Source organism: Arthrobacter sp. DNA4, assembly GCF_024362385.1.
Taxonomy (GTDB): domain Bacteria; phylum Actinomycetota; class Actinomycetes; order Actinomycetales; family Micrococcaceae; genus Arthrobacter.
The window spans coordinates 2,012,025-2,034,828 of the sequence record NZ_CP101466.1; the positions used below are offsets into that span (position 1 = coordinate 2,012,025).

At 62.2% G+C, this 22,804-nt stretch carries 17 protein-coding genes and 1 pseudogene; 9 read left to right on the forward strand and 9 right to left on the reverse strand.

What is annotated here, in order from left to right:
- The first annotated feature begins 108 nt into the window (after positions 1 to 108).
- The gene (locus NMQ03_RS09280) at positions 109 to 1,842 is read left to right on the forward strand and encodes a DUF4236 domain-containing protein (protein WP_255175322.1); all 1,734 of its coding nucleotides are present in this window, start codon (positions 109 to 111) and stop codon (positions 1,840 to 1,842) included.
- Positions 1,843 to 2,025: 183 nt separating this feature from the next.
- On the opposite strand, the pseudogene NMQ03_RS09285 reads toward NMQ03_RS09280, so the two are convergent.
- The 6 genes and pseudogenes from NMQ03_RS09285 to NMQ03_RS09310 form a co-directional block, all read right to left on the reverse strand.
- Positions 2,026 to 3,276 (reverse strand): annotated as a pseudogene (locus NMQ03_RS09285) (IS256 family transposase).
- A 94-nt stretch (positions 3,277 to 3,370) separates the two neighbouring features.
- Positions 3,371 to 4,150, reverse strand: coding sequence for an alpha/beta fold hydrolase (locus tag NMQ03_RS09290; protein WP_255175323.1), 780 nt, complete (start codon positions 4,148 to 4,150; stop codon positions 3,371 to 3,373).
- Between the two features lie 1,077 nt (positions 4,151 to 5,227).
- Positions 5,228 to 5,851, reverse strand: a complete 624-nt coding sequence (locus NMQ03_RS09295; protein WP_255175324.1) for a YoaK family protein — start codon at positions 5,849 to 5,851, stop codon at positions 5,228 to 5,230.
- Positions 5,852 to 6,116: 265 nt separating this feature from the next.
- Positions 6,117 to 6,689 (reverse strand): flavin reductase family protein, encoded by a 573-nt coding sequence (locus tag NMQ03_RS09300; protein WP_255175325.1) that lies wholly within the window; start codon positions 6,687 to 6,689, stop codon positions 6,117 to 6,119.
- A 2-nt stretch (positions 6,690 to 6,691) separates the two neighbouring features.
- Entirely contained in the window at positions 6,692 to 7,738 is a 1,047-nt protein-coding gene (locus NMQ03_RS09305) for a methionine synthase (protein WP_255175326.1), read from the reverse strand.
- 20 nt (positions 7,739 to 7,758) lie between these two features.
- Entirely contained in the window at positions 7,759 to 8,751 is a 993-nt protein-coding gene (locus tag NMQ03_RS09310) for a DUF1852 domain-containing protein (RefSeq protein WP_255175327.1), read from the reverse strand.
- A gap of 123 nt (positions 8,752 to 8,874) precedes the next feature.
- On the opposite strand from NMQ03_RS09310, the gene NMQ03_RS09315 reads away from it, so the two are divergent.
- From NMQ03_RS09315 to NMQ03_RS09340, 6 genes are all read left to right on the forward strand, one after another.
- Positions 8,875 to 9,816, forward strand: coding sequence for a LysR family transcriptional regulator (locus tag NMQ03_RS09315; protein WP_255175328.1), 942 nt, complete (start codon positions 8,875 to 8,877; stop codon positions 9,814 to 9,816).
- A 1,072-nt stretch (positions 9,817 to 10,888) separates the two neighbouring features.
- On the forward strand, positions 10,889 to 11,929 hold the full coding sequence (locus NMQ03_RS09320; RefSeq protein ID WP_255175329.1) for an ABC transporter substrate-binding protein: 1,041 nt from the start codon (positions 10,889 to 10,891) through the stop codon (positions 11,927 to 11,929).
- Positions 11,926 to 12,828, forward strand: coding sequence for an ABC transporter ATP-binding protein (locus NMQ03_RS09325; RefSeq protein WP_255175330.1), 903 nt, complete (start codon positions 11,926 to 11,928; stop codon positions 12,826 to 12,828). The genes NMQ03_RS09320 and NMQ03_RS09325 overlap by 4 nt, the downstream gene beginning before the upstream one ends.
- The gene (locus NMQ03_RS09330; RefSeq protein ID WP_255175331.1) at positions 12,828 to 13,736 is read left to right on the forward strand and encodes an ABC transporter permease; all 909 of its coding nucleotides are present in this window, start codon (positions 12,828 to 12,830) and stop codon (positions 13,734 to 13,736) included. Before NMQ03_RS09325 ends, NMQ03_RS09330 begins: the two co-directional genes overlap by 1 nt.
- Before the next feature lie 89 nt (positions 13,737 to 13,825).
- Positions 13,826 to 14,776 (forward strand): TauD/TfdA family dioxygenase, encoded by a 951-nt coding sequence (locus NMQ03_RS09335; protein WP_255175332.1) that lies wholly within the window; start codon positions 13,826 to 13,828, stop codon positions 14,774 to 14,776.
- Positions 14,773 to 16,116: an LLM class flavin-dependent oxidoreductase gene (locus NMQ03_RS09340; protein WP_255175333.1), complete on the forward strand. Its 1,344-nt coding sequence runs from the start codon at positions 14,773 to 14,775 to the stop codon at positions 16,114 to 16,116. Before NMQ03_RS09335 ends, NMQ03_RS09340 begins: the two co-directional genes overlap by 4 nt.
- A gap of 1,744 nt (positions 16,117 to 17,860) precedes the next feature.
- On the opposite strand, the gene NMQ03_RS09345 is transcribed toward NMQ03_RS09340, so the two are convergent.
- From NMQ03_RS09345 to NMQ03_RS09355, 3 genes are all read right to left on the reverse strand, one after another.
- Positions 17,861 to 18,439, reverse strand: coding sequence for a GNAT family N-acetyltransferase (locus NMQ03_RS09345; protein WP_255175334.1), 579 nt, complete (start codon positions 18,437 to 18,439; stop codon positions 17,861 to 17,863).
- A 26-nt stretch (positions 18,440 to 18,465) separates the two neighbouring features.
- A complete protein-coding gene (locus NMQ03_RS09350; protein WP_255175335.1) occupies positions 18,466 to 19,827 on the reverse strand; it encodes an LLM class flavin-dependent oxidoreductase in 1,362 nt (453 codons plus the stop codon).
- A 73-nt stretch (positions 19,828 to 19,900) separates the two neighbouring features.
- Positions 19,901 to 20,785, reverse strand: coding sequence for a MetQ/NlpA family ABC transporter substrate-binding protein (locus NMQ03_RS09355; protein ID WP_255175336.1), 885 nt, complete (start codon positions 20,783 to 20,785; stop codon positions 19,901 to 19,903).
- Positions 20,786 to 21,033: 248 nt separating this feature from the next.
- On the opposite strand from NMQ03_RS09355, the gene NMQ03_RS09360 reads away from it, so the two are divergent.
- A complete protein-coding gene (locus NMQ03_RS09360; protein WP_303695263.1) occupies positions 21,034 to 22,125 on the forward strand; it encodes a methionine ABC transporter ATP-binding protein in 1,092 nt (363 codons plus the stop codon).
- Positions 22,122 to 22,784 (forward strand): methionine ABC transporter permease, encoded by a 663-nt coding sequence (locus NMQ03_RS09365; RefSeq protein ID WP_255175337.1) that lies wholly within the window; start codon positions 22,122 to 22,124, stop codon positions 22,782 to 22,784. Before NMQ03_RS09360 ends, NMQ03_RS09365 begins: the two co-directional genes overlap by 4 nt.
- The last annotated feature ends 20 nt before the right edge of the window (positions 22,785 to 22,804 follow it).

The following is a 22,804-nucleotide window of genomic DNA, read 5'->3' on the forward strand; positions in this document are numbered from 1 at the left end:
ATATCAGAATGACAAGCAGCGATGAGTTTTGCTTTTCCATGGGTTTACAAGAATGTGACCGCATGACTTCGGCGGTTATTAGGGGCGCTGAGGCGGCTTTGCAGCGGCGTGAAAATTGCACTCGGTGGCCGTTTGTTCCTGCACCAATTACTGATGCATACAATCTCTCTTACGAGGAGAAATGGCTTCTCGTATGCCAAATATATTGGGGGTACGGGTTTGGGGTTTCGTTACCGCAAGTCAATGAGTTTTGGGCCGGTGCGGATCACCGCATCGAAGCGCGGATTGGGCGCAAGCGTTGGAGCGGGCCCCTTGCGGGTCACGAAGTCGGCAACGGGTCGCACAACAACTACGGTGAGGGTCCCCAAGACTGGGATCTCCTATTCGACCAGCAGCTCCACCCGCCGTTCCACCCAGAACGCTGGCGTTGGGCGATCTAATCCTTCGCGTGGCCGCATCGACCATCGAATCATCAGCGACGAAGCGTGGCGGCAGCTCCTGGTGCCGGATGGAACGCCGGCGGCCACGAAGTTCCAACGGAACTTCGTGCGTGCAGTCGTCGCCCGCGCAACCGGAACGCGCCCCAGCCTCATGCACCTGACCCAGGGACAGGCAGCAAACGTCCTTACCTTCGTCGGTGAAAGCCCGGCGAGGTTGAACGCGGGCGGCCGCGGCGTGGCACAGCTTGAGAAGGCCGGGACAGTTGCCCAGTGGACGATGCTCGGCTTGCTGCTGCTTATTGTCACAGTCTCTTCGCCTGCAGGGTTTGTGCTGGCAGCGGGCATTGTCGGGCTAACTTTAGTGCTGCGAAAGCGCCGTCGTGACCGCCAGGCGTGGGAGGACGCCACCTGGTCAGCCAGCCTCAGAGAACCTGTCAGGTCCTCTACCGACGGTATCGAAAGATTGGCTGCTGACGCTCCGCCCCATCAGGATCCGTCATACGCGGTGCCGCTGGAACCAAGTGCAGCGGTAAATCTGGCTGCCTCCTCCCATAAGCGCTCGTATCCTGTTTCCCTTGGTCGTGCGGAATGGCCGAACGTGGAAGTCGTTGGTGAGCACGCCTATGGCAAGGCAATCAAGGCGGCGCTCCGCGCCAATGGGGCCTTCTCCGCTCGAAGGACCGACGGTGAAGCTGAAGGCGTTCAGGTGGAGTTGGTTGCCGAGCCGGACAACCCGCACGACTCCAATGCCATAAGTGTTCGGTGGAGAGGCCGGGTGCTTGGTTATCTCAGTCGTGAGGACGCTCCTCGCTATAAACAACCAATCAGGAGAATCATCGCCAGCGGACTCGTCGCCGCAACCACGGCTCGCATGTGGGGCTACGACGGCGCCAAGTTTCGTGCACGCGTCACCGTTGCGCTGCCAGAACCGGAGCTGATCACTCCGCTCAACGAGGCCCCCACGGGCGTGACCACTCTCTTACCGTGGGGATCAGGAATTCAGGTCCTGAAGGAAGAGAACCACTTCGACATACTGTCCAGCCACGTCCCAACTGACGGTCGAGGCCTCCTGCTGGTCAGCCTGCACAAAGAGATCAACACGTTGAAGAACGGCACGCAGCGCCCGTTTGTCGAGGTACGTCTCGACGGCACACGGGTCGGGGAACTCAGCAACGTCACCTCAGCACACCTGCTCCCGCTCCTCGAACACACCGAGGCAGTCGGTGAGACCGCCGTAGCCTACGCCAAGATCACGGGTTCTGCCCTCGCTGCACAGCTCGTCCTCCACGCCGCTAAAGCCACCGAGATCAGCAACGATTGGCTTTCCGAGGGCCCGCACCCTGCCCCGAAGCTCCTCCCGCTGGCTGCGAACTACAAAGTCCCGGCCGCCTACGCGAAGTAGGGAAACCAAGCAAAGAAATCCCGAAAGAGGAGTGTGGACAATGTCCACACTCCTGGCCTCGGACTAGCCCGTACTGTCTCTGAATGGGCCACGGATTCCGCATATTTTCGCGCGTACCGAGTGTTTGCAAGGGCTGGAATGGGGACTGTCCGATAAACGGTGTGTGTAGTCCGGCCGGTTTCATTATTGAGTGGTTCTTTCGAACCGGTAAGCGAAGGTAATCGCGAACGCGTTTAGAGCAGGCTTCCATCTCATCACCCAGCGTGCCCTACCGCCGCCGGTCGGATCACGAGCCCTGGTGACGAGATATAGGCATTTCAGGGCAGCGGTCTTGTTGGGGAAGTGCCCGCGGGCCCGTACTGCCCTTCGGTAGCGGGCGTTGATCGACTCGATCGCGTTCGTCGTGCAGATAACCGGCCGGATCTCCGCGTCGTACTCCAGGAACGGCACGAACTCAGCCCACGATGACTCCGAGAGCCGCACAATGGCCGGATAGCGCTGGCCCCATTCGGCCGTGCACTCGGCAAACCGGTCCTTTGCCTCTTGCTCGGACGGGGCAGTTTAGACGGGCTTGAGCGCCTTGACGATACCTTCGCGGTGCCGGCGTCCGGCGTAGCGGAAGCTGTTACGGATCAGGTGAACGACGCACTGTTGCACGACCGTTCGCTCCCACGTGGTCGTGATCGCCTCGGGCAGGCCCTTGAGCCCGTCGCAGACGGCGATCAACATATCGTCGACGCCCCTGTTCTTCAGCTCGGAGAAGACCTGCAGCCAGAACCGTGCACCCTCGCCGCCGTCGCCGGCCCAGTTGCCCAGAATCTCCCGCTCCCCACCAGTGGTGACTCCAATGACGACGTAGAACGGGGTGTTGCGCACCTGCCCGTCACGGACCTTGACCACGACCGCGTCAACGAAAAGCACCGGATAGATCGGGTCCAAGGACCGGGCAGACCATTCGGCCAGCTCCCCAGCGACCTTCTCCGTGATGCGGCTGATGGTGTCCTTGGAGACCTTGGCCCTGTAGACCTCCTCGAAGTGCGCGGCAATTTCCCCGGTCGTCAGCCCGCGCGCGGAGAGCGAGACCACGATCTGGTCGATCCCGTCCAGGCGTCGTTTGCGCTTGGGCACGATGACCGGTTCGAACGAGCCGTCCCGGTCCCGGGGGACTTCAATCTCGACCGGACCGATTTCGGTTAGCACGGTTTTTGATCTGGTGCCGTTGGGCATGTTGGCCGCGACCGGTGTCTGGCCGTGCTCGTGCCCGTGGTGTTCGGTCAGCTCGGCTTCCAGCGCGGTCCCGAGCACGTTCCTGGTGAGTTGGTTGAGCAGCCCGCCGGGACCGACCAGGCTTACGCCCTGTTCCTTGGCCTGCGCGAGCAACCGCTCCGCAAGTTCCTTCTGATCGATGATCTCTCCCGTCACAGGATCGATCATCACCCCTGTCATCTCGGTCGTGGACTCTGACACGGCCGTCTCCTTTCGGATCAGGCCGGACCCTCTCACACCGTTTTTCTTACAGTCCCGCAGTTCAGGCGGTGCTGTCGAGGATCAGGCGCAGCGTTTCCGCGGGTTGGTCCCAGTGCGGGAAATGACCGCAGTTGTCGAACCAGTGGAGCGTTGCATCCGGGAACAGCTCCATGGCCCGCGCCGCCTCACTGGGAGCGGTGACCTTGTCCTTTCGCCCCCATCCGATGACCACTTTTGCCTTGAGTGAACCGGCCGGTGCGCCTTCCTGGCGGGGTCCGTGAATCAGTGCGTTGAGGGCCGGGTCCAGACTGGTCGATGTCTTGAACCCGCGAAGTTCATGCAGGACCAGGTCCTGCGGCAGCTTCCAGGGGTGGGCGGAGAACTGAGCCAACAGGGCCGTGCGGCCCACGGGGTTGCCCGTGAGGAAGGGGAGCGCCGGCTGGATGCGGCGCACCAGTGCGACGGAGGCCTTGATGCTTGCACCAAAGATTGCTGCCTGGCGGTCATTCCAGAATCCACCAGGGTCCAGTGCGATCGTGGTGCCAGCGTGCCCTCGCCGTGCCATTTCCATCGCCATCCGTGCGCCCATGGAGCTGCCGACCAGGTCAACGTCACCCAGTTCCGCGTCGCGGATAAAGGCTTCGACGGCATCGGTCAGCGTGGCAATTGTGGTTTCTCCGGTTAGCGGCGCGGATTCGCCGCATCCGGGGAGGTCGACGGCGATGACATCGCGTTCAGCGGCCAGCGCCGGGATTACCGGGTTCCAGTTACCAATACTGGAACCGAGCCCATGGATCAGGAGGAGTGGCTTACCGGAGCCTTGCCGGGTTGAGTGCAACATGACTTCACTGTAGTGGGCGGTTCAACATCTCTGGCCAGGGGTCACCTGTCGAAAGGCCCGACGGTGCAGCGATACGCGGTCAGGCAGCGCATCCAAACGCCTCAGGTCGAACACATCTCAGGCAGGGCGAAGAGTCCAACCGCCACGTTGTCGAGGGCCCTCAATTCCGGGACGTAACCGGCGCCGAGGCAGCCTGGTTTGGGACGCCGAACTGGGCAAAAGCGAGGGTGTGCACAATGTGCACACCCTCGCGTTCGGATTGAGTCTTACTGGTGCCGGACCGGGCCGGATTGTTGAGGCTTTCGGGGGAGTGGCGGAAACTCAAGGGCCGGAACGCGGTTCGAGTCCCACCTCGGGCACAACAGGTCGCCTCGTCAGGGGCGATTTTGCTTTAACGTGTTGACAACCTTGCGGTCGCGTCGCCTGACGGGTTGGGTCGCGGGCTGTAGCCTGGCCGCCGCGGGGGGTATGCAGGTGTGTGGGGTGGCGGGGTCAGTGCCGTGGCTGGTGGGCGCTCCGCGTGCTGTTTGCTGGGGTTATACGGTTCCTCGCTTCCGGTCTTGTCGGGTAGGCCCCGTGGTGGCCTACACCTATTCATGGGCCGGGGGAGAGACGACGACATGACCGCAGCGCGGTTGATTCGCGGCCTCCGATGCGAGGTTTCGACGACCCAAAAGCACCTTGCGTTCATCGCAGCCAGAGTAGGTGTGGACACTGTCTACACTTACGTCTAATTTGATGCTCTGCCCGGCGCCGGCCGGGAGTTCGAGTCCTCGCATTCCCGCTTGCCGTGACTCAGCACAGGGCCGCCAGATGAAAGACTGTTGGACTCGGCGGTGTGCCCCTTTTCCCCGAGGCAGGTGGGAGGGTCAGCTTGAGATATATCGCTGCTGGGAGTCGGTGTCCAAGGGCCGTAACCCGGCTCTAACCTGACGCCGTCGGACGGTCAGACTGACGTCAGGTTGGGGTGAAGTGCACTCGGATTCGCGCCCTTATCGGATTTGCTTCTGGTTGAGCCGAGGTTGGCCTCCCGGATGCTTGTCCGCTGCGCAGGCACGGCCGGTGGAATGTACCGCATCAATGCCAGCGTCTCCCCAGGAACGTCACAGCGGCGGTGATCGCGATGCCGAGGGCGATCGGGACGCTGAGATGGATCTGGAGCAGGAGTACTCCGATGGCGGCCCCGGCGAACATAGCGAGGACAGCGCCCAGCCGTCGGTTGAGTAACCGGGGCCGTTGCTTGCCCACAAGTGACTCTCCGGCGAGGGAGGTCATGGTGGAAGTAATGACCACTGTGGTCATGTCCCGTACGCCCAAATGCCGCGCAATCAGGGCCTGGGAGCCCATGTGCATGGCGATAAGGGCGGCAACAATGACACGAATGGACTGGTGGCCGACGTCTTCCACGATGAGCGAGATGGCGGCGGTTCCCGTCAACGCGATACAACCCGCTGTGAGAAGGAGCGTGACCCTGCGGTTCCAGCCTTTCGGGCTTGACTGGAGCGTAAATCCGGCAACCGCCGCGCCGAGGAGAAAAGCGCCGAGTGCTACCAGTGGGCCCAACGTTGGCAGGTTCGCGGCCCCGGCCAGCGCCATCGCAAGAATCACCACGTTGCCGGTCATGTTTCCGGTGAAGACGTGATCGAGTCCAAGGTAGCCGACCGCGTCAACCACACCTGTAACGAGCGTGAGGGCCATCATGAGCATCAGTCGGAACTTTTCCGGAGACGACGCATTTTCTTGTGGGGTAGAGGCGGTTTTGATACCTGAGCCGTCTACAGCTGATGTCATGGTTTAAGGGATCCTTCATCATGAGGGGTGGTCTCTATGACCACCCCTCGGACATGCTTGTTGGTGGTTTTGATGGACTGGCAGGCAACTAAGGCGCTGCCAGTCCTCCGGGGATCTGCGCCGGCGACTAGGGCGCCATCGTAGCGGCGACGCGCAATCATTGTTGGCGCGGCGCTCAGGCTTCAAGCTTGGAATGCTCGCCCAGGCGGTGCCATGAACGGTTGTGGTAGACCAGGGCGTCGCCGGGTTCGCCCGCTTGGACGTCACGCATCACGTGTGACTCCAGGGCGTGAACGGCGACGATGGTGGAGGTTCCCACCTCCATCCGGTTGATGACGGCGCAGCGCACCCAGGCGCGCACATCCTCATAGACCGCTTCGCCGGTCGCCAGGGCCGACCAGCGGTGCGTCTGGTCAAAGCGGTCGGCGCCGGGGGTCGCGCCAAACTTGGCCAGGTCGACGTCGTGCGCGTCCAGGAGGTGCACGACGACGGTTTCGGCGCGCGACAGCACCGCGGACGCAGAGGACAGTGCCGAGACCGAGAAAATGAGCAGCGGAGGTTCTGCGCTCACTGACACGACCGACGAGACCGTCAGCGCCACCGGTCCGTCGCCTGCATCCGCCGTCACGACGGCGACACCTCCCGGGTGGCCACGGAACAGTGCTTTGAAGTCGTCGGCCGACAGGGAGGACGGGAAGCTTTGCTCCGGGCCCCCAAGCCACGTGTCCGTAGGGTAGGCGTGAAACATCCCTATGACGCCGTGGGGGCGGAGCGGCGGAGTTCCCGGCGGACGATGTCCGTCCCTGCACTGAGGGCACTCAGCTTGGCGAGGGCGACATCCCGGGGGAACGGGGCCATGCCGCAGTTGGAGCTGGGGATGAGCTTGTCCGCATCAACGAACTGCAGTGCCTTGCGGAGGGTGTCGGCGACCTCCTCCGGCGTCTCGATGGCCTCGCTGGCGACGTCGATCGCGCCCAGCATGACTTTCTTGCCGCGGAGGAGCTCGATGAGGTCCATGGGCACGTGGGAGTTCTGGGATTCCAGCGAGATGATATCGATGCTGGAGCTCTGCAGCAGCGGGAACGTTTCCTCGTACTGACGCCACTGTGAGCCGAGCGTCGCCTTCCAGTCATTATTCGCCTTGATCCCGTAGCCGTAGCAGATATGCACGGCGGTCTCCGCACGCAGTCCTTCCGCCGCCCTCTCAAGTGCAGCCACGCCCCAGTCCTTGACCTCATCAAGGAAGACATTGAACGCGGGCTCATCGAACTGGATGATGTCCACGCCCGCGGCCTCCAGTTCCTTCGCCTCCTGGTTCAGGATCGTGGCGAACTCCCAGGCCAGCTTCTCGCGGCTCTTGTAGTGGTCATCGTAGAGTGTGTCCACCATCGTCATCGGGCCGGGAAGAGTCCATTTGATCGGCTTGTCGGTGGTAGCGCGGAGGAATTTTGCGTCGTCGACGAATACCGGCTTTTCGCGGTGCACCGGTCCGACGACGGTCGGCACGCTCGCGTCGTACCGGTCACGGATGCGCACGGTCTTGCGCTGTTCAAAGTCGACGCCGCTGAGATGCTCGATGAAGGTCGTGACGAAGTGCTGGCGGGTTTGCTCGCCGTCGCTGACGATGTCGATGCCGCGCCGGCTCTGCTCGTGGATGGCGATGCGCAGCGCATCCTGCTTGCCCTCGAGCAGCGCATCTCCCTCCAGCTTCCATGGGGACCAGAGAGTTTCCGGCTGTGCGAGCCACGATGGTTTCGGCAGGCTTCCGACAAGGGTGGTGGGCAAGAGTGTGTTCATGATTGGGAATTCTCCGTTGGTCAGTTGACGAGAGCGGGGTAGTTGGCGGTCCACTGGTCCAACAGGTCCTTGTGGGGCGTGATGAAGTGCTCCTCCGTGTACTTCGCCTGCGTGACCGCGAGCTGGCTGCGCTCGACGCGGTCGTACGCGATCTGGGTCCGCGAGTAATCCTGCTCTCCCAGGCTCGGCTGGTAGACGGCGGCGGCGGCCGAGTTCGCGTTGTAGACCTCCGGGCGGTAGATCTTCTGGAAGGTCTCCATGGTGCTGATCGTGCCGATGAGCTGCAGGTTGGTGTAGTCGTTGAGCAGGTCGCCGCGGAAATAGAAGGCGAGCGGAGCCACGCTGCCGCGCGGCATGAAGTAGCGGACCCGCAGCCCCATTTTCGCGAAGTACGCGTCCGTCAGGGAGTAATCGTCCTGCTGGTACTCGACGCCCAGGACCGGGTGACGGTTCCCGGTTTGCCGGTATGTCTTGCTCGTGGAGACGCTGATGCAGACCACTGGCGGCTGCGGGAAGCGTTCCTGGCATTCCGGGGAATCGAGGAAGTGCTGGAACAGCTTGCCGTGAAGGTCGCCGAAGTCCTCGGGGACGGTGGGCTTGCCTGAGTCCCCTGCTGCCGCCGGCAGTACGACGCTGAAGTCGAAGTCGCGGACGTAGGACGAGAAGTTGTTCCCGACGATTCCTTGGTGGCGGACCCCGTTCAGCAGGTCGACGATCTGGATGTCGAGAACCTCGAACAGGGGGAACTGCTGATCCGTGCCGTCCGAGGTGAGCTGTATCTGCACGGAGACGATATTAAGCTCGAGCGTGTAGCGGTCCCGGTCCGGGTTGTCCCAGTCTGCGAGATCGTTGAAACGGCGCCGGATCATGGTCAAGGCGTTGCGGAGGTTCTCCTGGCGGTGCTCGCCCCGTGCGAGGTTGGCGAAGTTCGTCGTGATCCGGGAGCCTTCGGACGGGGAGTAGTCCTCGTCGAAGCGGGTCGTGGTGATACTGAACGTAAAGTCGTCTGCCATGTGCTGCCAATCCGTTGTCGATGGGCCGGAGACGGCCTTCCAGAAGGGGTTGAGTCCATGGTGCAACCTTTCCGCTGGTATCGGGTAACTAGGCGCTGCTATGCATTCATATAGACTCTTCCTATGGCCCAAATTTCGAGCGGACTGACCCTGCAGCAGCTCCGCTACTTCATAGAAGTTGCAGCCGAGGGATCGATCTCCGCGGCTGCCGATCTTCTCTACGTAGCGCAGCCAACGATGTCCGCAGCGATGAAGGACCTTGAGGCCCGGGTGGGCCGTGCGCTCCTGGTTCGCTCCGCCCGCGGGGTCACCCTCACCGCAGACGGGGCAGAGTTCCTCGGCTATGCGAGGCAGGTCGTCGAGCAGTTCGCTCTCCTCGAGCAGCGCTACCTCGGCAGGCCGCCGATGCGACGTCTGCTCGGGGTGTCAACGCAGCACTACTCGTTCGCGGTGGACGCCTTCGTCCGGATGGTCAAGGCCACTGAGGTGGCCGAATACGAGTTCTCGCTCCGTGAGTCCCGCACCTGGGACATCATCGAGGATGTCCGGACGCTCCGCAGCGAGATAGGCATCCTCTACCGGAACGATTTCAACCGGAAGGTCATCGACAAGCTGCTCCGGGAATCCGGGCTCGCGTTCACTCCGCTTTTCCTCGCCGATCCGCACATTTTCATTGCACGGAATAACCCGCTCGCCTCAAAAGAGCGTGCGACTCTCGCCGATCTCGCCGGCTTGCCGCGCCTAACTTTCGATCAAGGTGCGAACAACTCTTTCTACTTCGCCGAGGAGATTCTCTCCACCTTGTCCAGCAAGCAGGAGATCCGGGTCTCTGACCGGGCGACGATCTTCAACCTCATGATCGGGCTCCACGGCTACACGATCTCGACGGGCATCATCAGCGGGCAGCTCGACCCGGAGATCGTGGCCATCCCGCTCGACGTTGACGAACGCATCGAGATCGGCTGGATCGGTCACGCCGCGATTCCGCTTACCGACCAAGCGCAGGGCTACCTCAGGGAATTGCGGGCCGTCGTCGCCGAGTTCGGCGTAGCGCTACTCGACTGACCGCAGATCACACCCTGACATCCCCACGGCGGAAACCGGGGTGGAGGCACCCGTCAACTGAGGGAAAGATCGCCCAAGAAACCGCACCTTGCGGTGCTTCGTTGGGGCAGGGGGACGTCGAAGTCCCCCTGGGTCAGTCTAGGCGTGTGGCGGCTGTCCAAAACTGCATCCATGGGCCGTATTCTCCGTTGTCAGACCGCCGGACGTCAGGTTGGGGTGTAGGTCAATCTGCAGTAAGAATCCCCAGCGCTGTTCCTTCACGACAAGCTGCCGACACAGGAATTCTTAGTAGCTGTCACGAGTCGAAGCACGCGATTCTACGTAGCTGGCTACTCGTGGGGAACTTTTGGACGATGCAAAGGTTGAGGCCCCAGCAGGCCCTCGGCAGTGAGAGCAGCTACTCAGCGTTACCCAGTGACGTGCCGCCAATGACTGCGAAGTTGATGCGGGCAAGGGGACGAGCATCGCCTTCATCCAGTCGGGGCCGAGTTCGGAGGCGGGGAATGCTTCGAGCCACCGTTTGGCTCATCGTGGTCCGGATCCTGACAGGTTTCACATTCGAGTCGTGGATGCGGTTGGATGACCGCGGATGGGGGACCACACGCGCCCGCCCAGCGCCCGCTGATGATGATGATTCCGTGCGAGATGTTTGTAACAACGTCTCGACTTTTAAAGAAACTTTCTTCCTGCCATTGGTGTTGGCAGTCCCGCCCAAAGCATCATCAAACTCGCCTTCCCCGGTGTCCTCTTCATAATTCACTTGAAAATGTGGGTCGTCGGCTTGTACCCGGGCTTATCGAGGGACCAATGATGACGCCGCGCAACGGTGTACCGGTGGGTAGATGTCGCGCGGTTTCGCTGGCTTGCCTTGAATTTCGCTACTTTCCGCAGCATGTCCTTGTGCGTCGGGTTTGCTCCGCGCGACGCCGTGTGATCTGCCGGTTACTCCCGGTTTCCCCGGATGAACGTCGCTCTTCTGCGGCGGTTTCTTCTCTGCTCTCATGGTGGACACAAGCCAGCCGGGCTAAGCGCCAGGCCCCCAACCCATCCCCGAAGCTCAGAAAGTCCGTCTATGAGAAACCCGCAGATATCCCGAAGAACCTTCTCCGTCCTTGGCCTGGCCGCGGCCATGTCCGTCTCCTTGGTGGTGTCCGGCTGTGGGGGTCCGGCGACCGCGCAGGGCGGTTCCGGAGCGCCCGAGGTCACGGAATTGCGTTATGAGGGCTCGGCCAACAGCGTCAGCCTTCCCGAGCTCGCCGAGGACCTCGGCTACCTGGGGAACGTGAAGCTGAACTGGGTGGGAAACACCATCAGCGGGCTTACCAGCATTCAATCGGCTGCCACGGGTGCCACCGACTTTGGCGGTGCGTTCTCTGGTGCGGTGGTCAAGCTCATTGAGGCAGGTGCCCCGGTCACGGCGGTTATTAACTACTACGGGGAGGACGAGAAGACGTTCAATGGCTTCTACGTCAAGGACGACAGCCCGATCCGGTCCCCGCGCGATCTGATCGGCAAAAAGGTGGGCGTCAACACCCTGGGCGCGCACTCCGATGCAGTCTTGAACAGCTACCTGAAAAGGAACGGCCTCAGCCAGGAAGAGATCAAACAGGTCCAGCTCGTGGTCGTTCCGCCAAACGACACCGAGGAAGCAATCCGCCGCGGCCAGGTCGACGTCGGAGTCCTGGGAGGCGTGCTCCAGGACAACGCCGTCGCCAAGGGCGGCCTCCGTTCCCTCTTCAGCGACTTCGAACTGTTTGGAACGTTCGCCGGCGGCCAGTACGTCCTGCGGAAAGACTTCATCCAGCAGAACCCCGAGACCGCGAAGATCTTCACCACCGGCGTGGCCAAGGCCATCGAATGGGAACGCACCACACCCCGCGAGGATGTCATCGCCCGCTTTACCAGCATCATCGAAAAGCGCCAGCGTAATGAAAGCACCGCGACGTTGAAGTACTGGAAGAGCGTCGGAGTGCTTACCAAGGGAGCTATCACCGATCAGGACTTCAGCCGCTGGTCAGACTGGCTGAAGGACACCGGCATCGTCACCGGGGACATCACACCGTCCAAGTACTACACCAACGAATACAACGGATTGCTGAAGGCCTCATCATGACACAGACCGCCGCACCCAAGATCAGCCTGCAGAACGTCGGAAAGTCCTTCACCGTCAGGCCCACCAAGGACGCCCCGCTCGGTTCCACACTGACGGCCCTGGACGGGATCACCCTCGACGTCGCCGCCGGTGAGTTCCTCACCTTGGTGGGTCCCAGCGGGTCCGGGAAGACCACTCTCCTGGACCTCCTGGCCGGGCTTACCCGGCCGGATACTGGAAAGGTCCTGCTGGATGGCAAAAAGGTCACGGGGCCGGGCAAGGACCGGGCTGTCGTCTTCCAGCAATACGCACTGTTTCCCTGGCGCACGGCAGCAGCCAACGTCTCCTTCGGGCTGGAAGGCCCGGGACAGGACGGCAAACGCCTCAGCCGCAGGGAACGCGCAAAGAAAGCCCGAACCTACCTCGACCTTGTGGGCCTCGCCGGCTTCGAAGACCGCTACCCCCACGAACTATCCGGAGGAATGAAGCAGCGCGTGGCAATCGCCAGAAGCCTCGCCTATGAGCCGGATGTCCTGCTGATGGACGAGCCTTTCGCTGCCCTGGACGCCCAGACCCGCGAACAGTTGCAGGAAGAGCTGCTGCGGATCTGGCGGACCACCGGCAAGACCATCATCTTCATCACCCACGGCATCGATGAGGCGGTCTACCTGGGCCAGCGCGTCGCCGTGCTCAGCTCACGCCCGGGCCGGCTCAAGGAAATCGTCCCCATCAACCTCGGCGACCGGACCGGCGACCGAGACGTCCGATCCGACGCGGTCTTCGTCGAGCACCGGCACAAAGTCTGGGCGCTCCTTCACGACGAAGTCCTCAAGGCCCAGCAGGCTTACCACGCCAAGATTCTCCCCGATGGCACCGCACCCGATGAAGCCCCGCAACCTATCAGTGGAAAGGCAGCCTGATGAGCGCACCAACTCTGACCTCAGACGCACACTCCACCACCCAGGCCTCAACAACTCCCCAGGCGGGTGACGCGGCACCGCGCAGACACGCTGTCCCTGCAACGGGTCTTTCCCTGGTCAAACGCGGTGCAGTGAACGGCGGCCGTGCCCTCTGGAGGGCCGGCGCGGTCCTGCTGTTCCTGCTTTTATGGGAACTCGGGCCCCTCTATCTCGCCCCCGACTCCACCCGGGTGTTCCTGCCGCCCTTGCACGAAGTCCTCTCCGCCCTTGGCGCACTGATCGCCAAAGGCCAACTGCAAAACCACCTCGGCGCCAGCCTCACCCGCTCCGCGTCCGGATTCGGCATCGCCGTGGTTTCCGCCGTCGTACTGGGACTGCTCGTTGCCTGGTACGGAGCTCTTGACCGGTTTCTGAACCCCCTGCTGGAGGTCTTCCGGAATACCGCCGCGCTGGCCCTGCTTCCCGTGTTTACGCTGCTGCTCGGGATCGGTGAAACCTCGAAGATCAGCATCGTGGCGTACGCCGCTTTCTTTCCGGTGCTCCTGAACACGATCGCCGGGGTCCGGACCGTGGACCCCTTGTTGATCAGGGCGGCCCGCTCTCTGGGGCTGTCGAACTTCACGCTGTTTCAGAAAGTCATCCTTCCGTCAGCGGTACCGACCATTTTCACCGGCATCCGCATGGCAGGGACCTCATCCATCCTTGTCCTCATCGCCGCCGAAATGGTCGGGGCCAAGGCCGGCCTGGGCTACCTCATCGTCAACTCTCAAAGCAGCTTCCTCATCCCGGACATGTACGCCGGCATCCTGACCGTGTCGCTGCTGGGTCTGGCCGTGAACTACCTGTTGGTCGGCGTCGAACGCCACTTTTCCCGCTGGCGCACCGCCGTCGGCTCAGGGAACGGCTAGCAAAACCGCAAGCACCATCGCCCTCCACCGCAAAAGAACTGCACCGTAACGCACTGAGCTGCACAAATCGAACTGCAAAGGAAACCATCATGTCCGTCATCACTGAAACCAAGCTCGAATTCACCAAGCTAGGCTCCCGCATCGGCGCCGAAATCCGCGGGCTGGACCTCAGCGCGGAACTCAGCGAGGGCACCACCGCCCAGATCCGCGAAGCGTTGAACGAACACAAAGCCCTCGTCTTCCGGGAAGCAAACGTGCTCGACGACGAGGCCCAGGTCCGTTTCGCCAGCCGTTTCGGCCCACTCACCAACGCCCACCCCACCGTCGCGTCCGTCGACGGCAAACCGTCGGTACTGCCGGTAGACAGCGAAAACGGCAGCGCCAACAACTGGCACACCGACGTCACGTTCGTGGTCAACCCGCCCCAGGCCTCCACCCTGCGCAGCATCACCCTGCCGGCCTACGGCGGGGAAACCCTCATCGCGTCCTCCGCCGTCGCCTATCAGGACCTTCCGGAAGAGCTGCGCAACTTCGCGGACACGCTCTGGGCCATTCACACCAACGACTACGACTACTCCGTACCCAAGAACCTCGAACACGCCAACGCCGAGGAACGACGCAAGGAATTCACCCGCATCCACTTCGAAACCGCCCACCCCGTGGTCCGGGTCCACCCGCTGACGGGGGAGCGGGGCCTGTTCATCGGCGGGTTCGCCCAGCGGCTGCGGATCGTCGGGCTGTCCAACACTGAATCCAAGGACATTCTCCGGCTCCTCCAGGCATACATCACCCGCCCTGAAAATGTGGTCCGGGTGAACTGGGAACCGAACCAGCTGGTCCTCTTCGACAACCGCATCACCCAGCACTACGCCCCCGACAACTATGACGGACAGCCTCGCAAACTGAACCGGGTCACCGTCGCCGGTGACATCCCGGTCGGAGTGGACGGCCGCCACAGCACCGCGATCAAGGGTGACTCGTCCTCCTACTCCGAAACCGTCGTCCTCGACGAGTCCGCGTTCGCCGGGGCGCGGCGATGACGACCGGGCAGAGGCAGTTGCACCTCAACGCCTTCCTGATGAGCACCGGCCACCATGAGGCATCATGGCGGCTACCGGAAAGCGACACCCGGGCAGGGACTGACGTGGCCCATTTCCAGAAGCTGGCGCAGACAGCCGAACGCGGGAAACTGGACTCCATCTTCTTCGCGGATTCCCCGGTCCTGCACGGTGACGTCACCCAGCGGCCCTACGGAAGTCTCGAACCCACCGTCCTGCTGGCGGCGATTGCAGCCGTCACAGAACGGATCGGGCTGATTGCCACCGCATCAACCACCTACAACGAGCCCTACAACCTCGCCCGCCGCTTCGCCTCGGTAGACCAGATCAGCGGCGGCAGGGCGGGATGGAACGTCGTCACCACCGCCGGGGACGCAGCGGCGAAGAACTTCTCCCTGGCCGGTCAGCCAGCCCATGCGGAACGCTACGAACGGGCGGCGGAGTTCCTCGACGTCGCCAAAAAGCTCTGGAACAGCTGGGAGGATGACGCCATCGTGGCCGACAAGGCTGCAGGCGTCTGGGCGGACAACACCCGCGTGCACCAGGCCAACCACGACGGGCCGCACTTCCAGGTCGAGGGCGCCCTGGATGTTCCAAGGTCCGCCCAGGGACACCCTGTGATCGTGCAGGCAGGCTCTTCGGAGAACGGCAAAGACTTCGCCGCCCGCTACGCCGAAGCGGTCTTCACCGCCCACCAGACCCTGGGCGACGCGCAGGCCTTCTATTCAGATCTGAAGCAGCGCACAGCAGCCGTCGGCCGGGATCCGGAAGGGATCAAGATCCTGCCAGGTATAGTCCCCGTCATCGCGTCAACGGAACAGGAAGCGCGGCGGCTCGAGCAGGAACTTGACGACCTCATCCTGCCCGAATACGCCCGTGGCCAGCTCGCCGGGGTACTGCGCGTTCCGGCAGAATCCCTGAAGCTCGACGAACAATTGCCGGTCGAGCTGCCCTCCGAAGACCAGATCGAAGGCGCCAAAAGCCGGTATACCCTGATCGTGAACCTCGCCCGTCGCGAACACCTCACGGTACGGCAGCTCATTGGACGGCTCGGCGGCGGCCGGGGGCACAGGACCTTCGCCGGCACCCCAGAGCAGGTGGCTGACGCGATCCAGGAATGGTTCGAGGCCGACGCCGCGGACGGGTTCAACATCATGCCGCCCGTGCTGCCCTCCGGACTGGACATCTTCGTGGACCAAGTTGTACCCATCCTGCAGGATCGCGGGCTCTTCCGGCGCGAGTACACGGGACGAACCCTCCGGGAGCACTTTGGACTAGCCAAACCCGCCAGTACGTCCACCAAACTGCCGCTACTGGTTTAGAAGCAGGAAGAGAACAACCCTTCGCTTCCCAAACAGCACCCCTCTCGCTAGATCCTTCCTGACAGCCCGAGAGGCCGAAGAAATGGAAGGGGAGACACTGACGACCTGCACCTCCGGACGCTGGACTCGACAATGCGAGTTAAGTTTCCGGAGGCGCGGTCCGCTGTGGAGTTTCATGTCAGAAGCAAGGCAGCGGCCTTACAGCAGAAGCGGTCACAGCTGTGAAAGGAGATGCCCTCCAAGATGCCCTCCACGCCGTGCGGAACTCGTCCATGGTTGCAATTCCAGGGTGCACAGTAAACCACGCAGGTGCACCAGCCACGGAGAACTCTAGCAATCCACCGCAGCCGAGCGCCTGCTGGGGAGGCTACCCAACCCCTAGCATGGTGACGCGAGGGGCTCTAGCAGAGGGGTCCCGGAACAGGGGAAACGGCATGAACGATATTGCAGGCTTTTTGGCGCGTGCGTCACTGCAGGAACCAATCGACACCGCAAACGGCCGGGAGAACCCCCCGCTGTGGGGCAGCCGTTTAAGGGAGCGCGTTGAACCAAGCCTCGCCGAACTTGTCTGCACCGCGGTGGCATTACTCCGGACCTCTGGATTCCCCGCGGCGCCGGTGAGATCCCCAAGGAAGGCAATGGCCAAGTGCGTGTATCTTGGGCGCCCTTCGTCCGCAGGTGAGCCTTGGTTCTCCCGCGTCCGGAATTGCCATCGCCGAAGTGGTCCTAGACACGTGCGGGCGCCTTGTCCGAAACCATCCCGTCCACGTAATGCGTGGCGAGCAAAGTCTCGTGCCCGCCAGTTGCACAAGCCTTGCCTACCGTTACGAGCAGTTCATTCTTGCAACAAGGGTTTCAGAAGAACCATACGATCAGGCCATGGCCATGGCCAATGGCACGACAGGGCAAGCTATTGATTTGCGACGGCAGTTCGCGGATTGTCACTTTGGCTGACTACCTCAACAATCTTTGCCGGAGCGCCGTCGGCCGCACTCCAGGGCTTTAGCGACCTCAGCCCTGGGGTATGAAAGCCCGCCATGACCCGCAACCTTCTCAAAGCAGCTGGAAGAGAGGAACCGGCAGCGCTGGACGGATGGTTGGTTGACCGGAGCGGCAACAGGGCGAACCGGCAGGATCCGCGCACACTGATCTCCCTGTTTCCTTGTGAACGTCACGGGACGTCATCCATAGTTGCAGCTACTGCACGGACACGCTATCCATAGTTGCAGATTACGTCAGCGAGTTCACGCGGCGAGCCCGCCAGGAGTATCCATGCATAAGTTCACGCAGCATGTGATTGTGGCCGCGAGACAGCAGCGCGGAGAGCTGTCCCAGATTCAACAGTCTGCGGCATGGACGTTGATCCAATACTTTTCCTTGGCACGGGGATGGCCCCCTGACTCCCCGGCTTGGACCGATGCGTCGGTGAGGGAGTGGTGGGATCTTGCCAGCTCGTCAATGTACAGAAAGGTCCAGGAGGCTTGGGACCATCCCGGAATGCGTGCTCACATTAGTCAGCTGGCCGAACTGTACGAACTGAGCTGGAAACTTTATCCTTCAGCTGACCGTGACCAGGAGCGGAGAGAGTTCCTGGTCTCCATCTGTAACGATCTCGGCGTTTGGAAGGCGTGGCCCGGGCTCCATGACGTGCGGGTCCTCTTACCTCTCCCGACAGCGTTTGCCCGAAACCTCAGGAAGATGGGGCCTGCTGGTCCTGGCAGCGACTAAAAAGTCTCAGTGGCGCCTATCGGTTGGCGGATGGGTTGGTGTTGGTTGCTTCGAGGTGGTCCCCGGTCAGGTCAAGTGTGTAAACCACGAGTTGGACCTTCGGTGCGGGGCGTGGTTTCTCACGCTCAGGCCGCCTGATGTAGCCGAGCCGTCGGTACAGGCTCTGGGACGGTTCATTGTCCACGGCGGTGTCCAGGACCAGGCGCTTGGCACCCTGGGTAGTGGCGAGTCGAGCAGCCTCGTCCATAAGTCGCTGCCCGAGCCCGGTCCGGCGGGTTTCGGGCAGCACGGCGAGCAACCTGAGCTCGGCTTCGCCTTCCTCCGCCTGCCGGCTTAGATGCGATATAAACGGCAACAGGCTTGCAGTACCCACCAGTCGACCTGTCTCCGTGTCTTCGGCAACCAGCAGGACACCTTCACGCGCACGGGCTGCCGCGTCAAGCAGCAACTGCAGTCGCTCGCCGTCAGGCTGATGGGCGCCGGGCAGGTGATGGCCGAAGCCTTCGTACGTGAGCCGCCCCACGGCGTCGTGCTCTTCGTTGCGGGCCTCACGGATCACATAGGTCCCGGTTGCGGCGGTTGCTTGGGTGGTCATCTTTGTCCTTTCGACGACGACGGCGGTCAGCTGGCGCGGTCCGCGGCGGGTTCCGGCCGGGTAGCCAGGCCAAGGTGCGATTTCAGGGTGGTGCCGGTGTATTCGGTACGGGCCAGGCCGCGTTCCTGGAGGATCGGGATGACCCTGCTGGCGAAGCCTTCCAGGTCTTGGGGGAGGAGGGAAAACATCAGGTTGAAGCCGTCGGCGGCTCCTTCGGCATGCCAACGCTCCAGGGAATCAGCGACGTGTTCCGGGCTGCCGATGAAGTCGTAGTTCCTCTTGTCTCCGGTGAGGATGGAGTAAAGATCCTTGAGGCTCACCTCGTGTTCCCGTCCCCGGATCTGTTCGCCGGCGGAACGGAAGTCCGTGCGCGGGTTGGCGATGCCGGGAATGCCGGACTGTTCAACGGTGGTGTCCGGGCCCAAGCCCGTGAAGTCGATGTGCCCCGCGAAGTACTCCTGCAGGAAGTCCAGCACTTGCCGGTCTGTGATGAGGTTGTCCAGTTCGCGGATGCGTTCCAGCGCTTCCTTGCGGCTGTCCGCGACGACTGGTGAGATGGCCTCGTAGACGTATAGCTCGTCGGGGTTCCGGCCGAATGCCGCTGCCTGGGCCCGGACCGACTCCCGATAACGGCGTGCCTGCGGGATATCCGGGTGGCTGGCGAACAAGGCGTTGGCGAAACGGGCCCCCAGGCGCTGGCCGGGGCCGGACGTACCGGCCTGCGCCAAGAGCGGGGAGTGCTGCGGGGACGGGCCGATATTGAGTGGGCTTACCACTTTGAAAAATTCGCCCTCGTGGTGGAGGCGGTTGAGCTTGCGGCGGTCGAAGAATTGCCCGCTTGCCTGGTCATGGACGAACGCGTCCTCGTCCCAGGAGCTCCACAGGCCCTGCGTGACTTCCACGAATTCCTCGGCGCGCTGGTAGCGCAGACTGTGTTCGAAGTGTTGGTCCGCGCCGAAGTTTCCCGCCGTGCTGTTGGTCAGGTCCCTCGTGGTGACAATGTTCCAGCCAACCCTGCCGCCGCTGATGTGGTCTGCGGTGAGGGCCGCGCGGGCAAAGTTATAGGGCTGGTCGTAGGACGTTGAGGAGGTAGCGATCAGGCCAATCCTGTCCGTCACCGCACCGAGGGCCGTGACCAGGCCGACAGGATCGAAGCGGTTGAGGATGCCCGGGTTGGAAGTCTCGTCGATGGCCAGGGAGTCACCCAGAAAGATTGCATCGAACTTCGCATCCTCGGCTGTTTTGGCCAGTTGTACCTGATGGGCAAAATCGATGCTGGCCTGCGGCCACGCCGTTTCGTGACGCCACGAAGCCAGGTGGATGCCCGTCCCTACGAGGTAGGCGAAGAAGTGGATCTGCTGGCGTTCATTTGCGAGGTGCTGGTTCATGCTGCTTTCCCGGGTCCTGACAATGGCTGAGGGGCGGTCCACTGTGTGGCGCAGCGGGCCGCCCCTCAGACGATTACTTGGTCTTCTTGATGGCTGCTTCTTCGGCGGCCAGGACTTCCTGCAGCTTTGCAGCGGTCCAGTCGGCCTTGAACTGCAGGTTTCCGTCGTTGAGCTTGGTGACGGAGGCTTCAACTTCGGGGGTGTGGTAGGCGTCGACAATTTTCCTCCACAGGGGATCATCCTTGCGGTCCGCCTTCACCACGAACCCGTTGATGTAGGGGGCCAGGGCTTCGGAGTTCAGGTCTTCCTTGAAGATAATCCGGTCATCGCCCAGCCCGCCTTTCTGGGCCTGCGTGTTATTGACGACGGCGGCCTGCGTGGTGCCCTTGAGTGCGTTGACGGTTTGATTACTGTCCACGGGAACCACTTTGATCTTGCTCGAGGTGATTTCCGCAGGCGTGGACAGTGAATTGCCGCCGTCTTTGAGCTGCAGCAGTCCTGCCGTCTGGAGGTTCAGCAGCGCACGCGCCTGGTTTGTCGGGTTGTTCGGGATGGCAATCTGGGCGTCGGCGGGGAGTTCGCTGACCGACTTGTACTTTTCTGAGTACAGCGCCAGCGGATAGACCGCAGTGGCACCCACTGGGACCAAGGTGCCGTTGCTGTTCACGTTGAACTGCGACAAGTACTTGAGGTGCTGGAACAGATTAATATCCACCTGGCCTTGCTGGGTGGCGGTGTTGATCTGTGCACCGTCGGTGAAGTTCTTGACCTCCAGGTCAATACCCTGGTCCTTCAGTTTGTTCTTCAGGATGGTCCAGTGCTCCTCCGCGCCGTCGTCCACGCCGATAACCACCTTGGTGTTTCCGGGGGCGGAAGTCCCTCCTGCTGCACCTCCGCATGCCGAGAGGGACAGGGCGGCTACAAGGCCGACAGCGGCAACTAACAGGCGGTTCTTCATGATGCGACTCCGTGCAAATGGTTGATGCGAATTGAAGGTGCGGGCTATTCCCGGGGCTCACGCTAGGCATTGTCATGGGCGGCAAACCAACGCGAACGAAACACGCCGTCTTGGATCTTCTTCAAAGGAAACCGCAGGTCACAGGCCTTAACCGGGCTGGAGAGAGCCGGCCTGCACTGTTGGAATAAGCACTCAAACCAAACCCAAAGCGACCCCTGCAGGTCGCTCCCAAGGAAAAGGAGGCGCCGGTGGATGCGATCGTTTCACTGCGCGGCGTCAGCAAGGTGTTCCCCGTCCCGGGGAACAAGCGGGCCGAGCCCGTCAGTGCAGTCGACAACGTCACGCTGGAGATAGAGAAGGGAACGGTAGTGGGCGTCGTCGGCTACTCCGGTGCCGGCAAGTCAACCCTGGTACGGCTCCTGAACGGTCTGGAACGTCCGAGCAAAGGCCACGTCCATGTCAAAGGCCAGGACATCAGTTCCCTCTCCGAAAATGACCTACGGAAGGTCCGCGGCGGCGTCGGCATGATCTTCCAGCAGTTCAACCTGCTGAAATCACGCACTGTTTTTGGAAACGTCGCCTACCCGCTCAAAGTGGCTGGCTGGCCCAAAGCGAGAATCGGTCCCCGCGTGGAGGAACTGCTCGAGTTTGTGGGCATTGCTGACAAGGCGGGAACCTACCCACGGCGCCTGTCCGGCGGCCAGCAGCAACGGGTGGGCATCGCGCGTGCCCTGGCCACTGCACCTGACATCCTGTTGGCTGATGAAGCCACGAGTGCCCTTGACCCGGAAACAACCCGCGATGTCCTTCGCCTGCTCCGCAGGATCAATAAGGAACTGGGTACCACGGTTGTCGTCATCACCCATGAAATGCACGTGGTACGGGAGATCTGCGACACAGTAGTGATGATGGAGTCCGGCCGTGTTGTCGAGTCCGGTCCCACCTATTCCGTTTTCGCCAACCCGCAAAGCAGTTCCACCCAGCGGTTCGTCTCCACCGCAGTGCACGGAACCCCGGAACCCGAGACGGTCCAGCGCCTCTCCGCCGCCCATCCGGGACGATTAGTCTCGATTGGCATCTCCGAAGCTGCACCCACTCCGTTGGTGGCTGCAACGTTCGAGCGCCACGGCGTCGGCTCCAGTGTCGTCTACGGTGGCGTCACCGAAATCCAGAACCGCATCCTGGGCACGCTCACCTATGAGCTCACTGGCAGCGACGCTTCGGTTAACGCGGCGCTTGCCGAACTGGGCGACGTCACCGCCGTCGAACGTCAAATGCCGACGGCGCAACCCTCCGAAGGTGCCGTCCCGCACCTGGCCACCGTTGGAGAAAAACCATGACCACCAACTGGACCACGCTTTTGCCCGTTCTGGGCGAATCTTTTCAGCAGACCATTTATATGGTTGCGGTGACGGTTGTCCTCAGCGGTGCAGCCGGGCTGGCCCTCGGCGTGACGCTGTACGCCACCCGGCCGGGTAACCTGTTCGCCAACAAGGCTGTCTTCACTGTCCTGAACTTCATCGTCAACATCGTCCGGCCCATCCCGTTCATCATCTTCATCACGGCTATTGCCCCAGTGACGCTGATCATCATGGGTACCACCATTGGCACCACTGCCGCGATTCTGCCCATGGCGCTGATGGCAGGAGTAGTCATCGGACGTGTTGTGGAGCAGAATCTGGTCGCCTCAGACCCCGGCGTCGTCGAAGCGGCCCGGGCAATGGGAGACAGCCGGTTGCACATTCTCTGGTCGGTGGTAATTCCCGAGTCCCTGGCACCGCTGATCCTTGGCTATACCTTCATGATCATTGCGATCGTGGACATGTCGGCCATGGCCGTCTACATCGGCGGCGGCGGGTTGGGCAACTTCGCCATCATGTACGGCTACCAGCAGTTCAACTGGGAAGTCACACTCGTCACCGTGGTGATCATCATCGCCATGGTCCAGGCCGCCCAGCTGGCCGGCAACTGGCTGGCCCAGCGCATCCTGCGCCGCTGATCCCGGACCACCACCACAGG

Bases quoted from the DNA above. Each gene is read 5' to 3' on its own strand.
- NMQ03_RS09350 (WP_255175335.1), bottom strand. From the start codon at position 19,827: ATGAACCAGCACCTCGCAAATGAACGCCAGCAGATCCACTTCTTCGCC.
- NMQ03_RS09330 (WP_255175331.1), top strand. From the start codon at position 12,828: ATGAGCGCACCAACTCTGACCTCAGACGCACACTCCACCACCCAGGCC.
- NMQ03_RS09300 (WP_255175325.1), bottom strand. From the start codon at position 6,689: ATGTTTCACGCCTACCCTACGGACACGTGGCTTGGGGGCCCGGAGCAA.
- NMQ03_RS09355 (WP_255175336.1), bottom strand. From the start codon at position 20,785: ATGAAGAACCGCCTGTTAGTTGCCGCTGTCGGCCTTGTAGCCGCCCTG.
- NMQ03_RS09340 (WP_255175333.1), top strand. From the start codon at position 14,773: ATGACGACCGGGCAGAGGCAGTTGCACCTCAACGCCTTCCTGATGAGC.
- NMQ03_RS09310 (WP_255175327.1), bottom strand. From the start codon at position 8,751: ATGGCAGACGACTTTACGTTCAGTATCACCACGACCCGCTTCGACGAG.
- NMQ03_RS09335 (WP_255175332.1), top strand. From the start codon at position 13,826: ATGTCCGTCATCACTGAAACCAAGCTCGAATTCACCAAGCTAGGCTCC.
- NMQ03_RS09315 (WP_255175328.1), top strand. From the start codon at position 8,875: ATGGCCCAAATTTCGAGCGGACTGACCCTGCAGCAGCTCCGCTACTTC.
- NMQ03_RS09365 (WP_255175337.1), top strand. From the start codon at position 22,122: ATGACCACCAACTGGACCACGCTTTTGCCCGTTCTGGGCGAATCTTTT.
- NMQ03_RS09295 (WP_255175324.1), bottom strand. From the start codon at position 5,851: ATGATGGCCCTCACGCTCGTTACAGGTGTGGTTGACGCGGTCGGCTAC.
- NMQ03_RS09320 (WP_255175329.1), top strand. From the start codon at position 10,889: ATGAGAAACCCGCAGATATCCCGAAGAACCTTCTCCGTCCTTGGCCTG.
- NMQ03_RS09290 (WP_255175323.1), bottom strand. From the start codon at position 4,150: ATGTTGCACTCAACCCGGCAAGGCTCCGGTAAGCCACTCCTCCTGATC.
- NMQ03_RS09305 (WP_255175326.1), bottom strand. From the start codon at position 7,738: ATGAACACACTCTTGCCCACCACCCTTGTCGGAAGCCTGCCGAAACCA.
- NMQ03_RS09345 (WP_255175334.1), bottom strand. From the start codon at position 18,439: ATGACCACCCAAGCAACCGCCGCAACCGGGACCTATGTGATCCGTGAG.
- NMQ03_RS09325 (WP_255175330.1), top strand. From the start codon at position 11,926: ATGACACAGACCGCCGCACCCAAGATCAGCCTGCAGAACGTCGGAAAG.